Annotated in this window: 5 protein-coding genes; all 5 read right to left on the bottom strand. The window is 67.7% G+C overall.

What is annotated here, in order from left to right:
- Nucleotides 1-234 (bottom strand): PLP-dependent transferase (locus ACR2JA_RS05435; RefSeq protein WP_434008092.1); only part of this gene is annotated, 234 nt, incomplete at its 3' end.
- A gap of 56 nt (nt 235-290) precedes the next feature.
- Complete coding sequence (locus ACR2JA_RS05430) at nt 291-911, bottom strand: septal ring lytic transglycosylase RlpA family protein (RefSeq protein WP_434008091.1); 621 nt, start codon at nt 909-911, stop codon at nt 291-293.
- 36 nt (nt 912-947) lie between these two features.
- Nucleotides 948-1,778: a methylenetetrahydrofolate reductase [NAD(P)H] gene (gene metF, locus ACR2JA_RS05425; RefSeq protein WP_434008090.1), complete on the bottom strand. Its 831-nt coding sequence runs from the start codon at nt 1,776-1,778 to the stop codon at nt 948-950.
- Nucleotides 1,763-2,524: a TlyA family RNA methyltransferase gene (locus ACR2JA_RS05420; RefSeq protein ID WP_434008089.1), complete on the bottom strand. Its 762-nt coding sequence runs from the start codon at nt 2,522-2,524 to the stop codon at nt 1,763-1,765. Before ACR2JA_RS05420 ends, metF begins: the two co-directional genes overlap by 16 nt.
- 135 nt (nt 2,525-2,659) lie before the next feature.
- On the bottom strand, nt 2,660-2,838 hold a 179-nt coding region (locus ACR2JA_RS05415), incomplete at its 5' end, for an adenosylhomocysteinase (protein ID WP_434008093.1).

The following is a 2,838-nucleotide window of genomic DNA, read 5'->3' as shown; positions in this document are numbered from 1 at the left end:
GGCCAGCGCACCGATGCCGCCTTCAAGCGCGGCCAGACGCGCTTCGAGCACGCCGTTGGTGGGATTCATGATGCGGCTGTAGATGTTGCCGGCGACCTTGAGGTCGAACAGGTCGGCACCGTGCTGCGTGTCGTCGAACTCGTAGGCCACGGTCTGGTAGATCGGCACGGCCACGGCCTTGGTGGTCGGGTCCGGGCTGTAACCGCCGTGCACGGCGATGGACTCGATTTTCATCTTCCGGGTCTCCTGGGTGTTGGGGTTGCCACGCCGTGAGCACCGCGCAGCAGCGGTCATTCTCGCAGCAAGACCACCTCGGTCACGCCGCGGTGGCGCAGGCCCAGCGCACTGATCGCGCCCAGGCTCAGGTCGATGATGCGGCTGTGTCTGTAGGGGCCGCGGTCGTTGATGCGCACCACCACCTCCTTGCCGGTGTGCACGCTGCGCACCCGCACCTTGGTGCCGAACGGCAGCGTCTTGTGGGCGGCGGTCAGCGCGTGCATGTCGTAGCGCTCGCCGTTGGCCGTGCGCCGACCGTGAAAGCCCGGGCCGTACCAGGACGCCAGCCCCTGCGCCAGCGGCTTGCCGGACTTGGCGTCCGACGCGGCCTGTTGGGCATCGGCGGCGGTGATGGCCTCTCCACCATCGAGCGGCGCGATCAGCACCAGCGGCTCGCCCAGCGGAGCGATCGGCGGGAGCGATGCAGGTGCACGTGGGTGCACGGCAGCACTCGCCACCACCGGCTCGGGTTGGCCCTGCGACGCGGGCGACGGCGCCAGCGGAGCGGTGCTCGCCTGCACGGGGGCCGGCGCCTTGTGGGGGACGGCGCAACCGGCCCGCGCAAACGCCAGCAAGGCCGACGCCGTGCGCGGACGCGGGCGGCTGCGGATCAGACGACGGGACGAGTTGGGCATGGCGATCCTCCTGTTGTTGTGCGCCAGCCCGCCACCTTAGCCCAACTGCAGGCGTTTGACGATCTCCAGCGTCGCCACGCTCTGGTTCATGGTGTAGAAGTGCAGCGCCGGCACACCGGCGTTGCGCAGTTGGTCACACAGGTCGGTGGTCACGTCCAGGCCGAAGGCCTTGATGGACTCGGTGTCGTCGCCGAACGCCTGCAGGCGCAGACGGATCCAGCGCGGCACCTCGGCACCGCAGCTCTCGGCAAAGCGCAGCAGGCCGCTGGAATTGATGATGGGCATGATGCCCGGGACCACCGGCACGTCGGCGCCCAGCTTGTGCGCGTCGTCCACGAAACGGAAGTACGCGTCGGTGTTGAAAAAGAACTGCGTGATCGCCGAATTTGCGCCCGCCTTGACCTTGGCCACATAGGCTTGCAGGTCGGCCTCGGGCGATTTGGCCTGCGGGTGCATCTCGGGATAGGCCGCCACCTCCAGGTGGAAGTGGTCGCCCGTCTCGGCGCGGATGAAGGCCACCAGATCGGCCGCGTAGCGGAACTCGCCCATACTGCCGTAGCCGCTGGGCAGGTCACCGCGCAACGCCACCAGGCGGCGCAAGCCCATGGACTTGAACAGCGCCAGCTTCTCGCGCACCGATTCGCGCGAGGCGCCGACGCAGGTGAAATGCGAAGCACCCTGCTGACCTTCGGCCAGGATGGCCTGCACGGTCTGCAGCGTGCCGTCCTGTGTGGAGCCACCGGCGCCGTAGGTCACCGAGCAGAACTCGGGCTGCAGCGCGTACAGATCCTGGCGCACGGCGCGCAGCTTCTCGGCGCCCTCGGGCGTCTTGGGCGGAAAGAACTCAAAACTCAGGGGCAGGCCCATACGAAGAACTCCCGGTTGCCATCACCACCGGTGATGGCGCTTTCAAAATAGTCCCGCAAGCGCAGGCCGTTGTCGTCGCAGGCCTGCGCGATGCGTTGTTGCACCAGCGTGTAGCTCGCCGCGTCCTTGACCAGACCGCCTTTCCCGATGTGCTCGGGCTGCAGTTCGAACTGCGGCTTGACCAGCATCAGCAGGTGGCCGGAGGGTTTGAGCAGCGGCACGATGGCGGGCCAGACCTGCGTATGCGAAATGAACGACAGGTCGCCGACGATCAGATCGAACGGCGCGGCCGCAGCTTCGCCGCCGACATCCACCAGTTGCTGCCCGGTCAGCTCGCGCGCGTTGCACTTTTCCATGCAGACCACGCGCGGGTCACTGCGCAGCCGCGGATGTAACTGGCCTTGACCCACGTCCACGCCCACCACCTGCGCGGCGCCGCGCTGCAGCAGACCGTCGGTGAAACCACCGCTGCTCTGCCCCACGTCAAGGCAGCGCAGTCCGGTCACGTCGATGCCGCAGTGCGCGAGCGCAGCATCGAGCTTGAGCCCACCGCGTGAGACGAAGCGCGACTCGGCCGTGTCCAGCAACTCCAGCTCCACCGTCTCGCGCAGTTCTTCGCCGTTCTTGGTCACGGCCTTCCAGTCGCTGCCGGGCAAGCGCCAGCGCACGCCCGCAGCGATCAGCCGCTGGGCCTGCGAACGCGAAGCCGCAAGGCCCCGCTCGACAAGCAATTGGTCAGCACGCATAGAGAACGAAGCAAGGTCGCCGGAGCAAACCGAGCGGCCCAAAGGCCGCGAGACGCCAGGGCGCCGCGGAACCGGCTCCGCCGGGCCGCCAGCGCCGCCCCCTGGGGGGTGACGCCGCAGGCGGCGCGGGGGTAATCAATACCTGTAGGTATTGGCCTTGTAAGGACCGTTCTTCGGCACACCGATGTAAGCGGCCTGCTCGTCAGACAGCTCGGTGAGCATCGCGCCGACCTTCTTCAGGTGCAGTCGGGCGACCTTCTCGTCCAGGTGCTTGGGCAGCACATAGACCTTGCCGGCTTCGTACTGGTCCTGCT

The organism is Hydrogenophaga sp. (assembly GCF_051007235.1).
GTDB lineage: Bacteria > Pseudomonadota > Gammaproteobacteria > Burkholderiales > Burkholderiaceae_C > Hydrogenophaga.
This window is presented reverse-complemented; position numbering and strand designations above follow the sequence as displayed.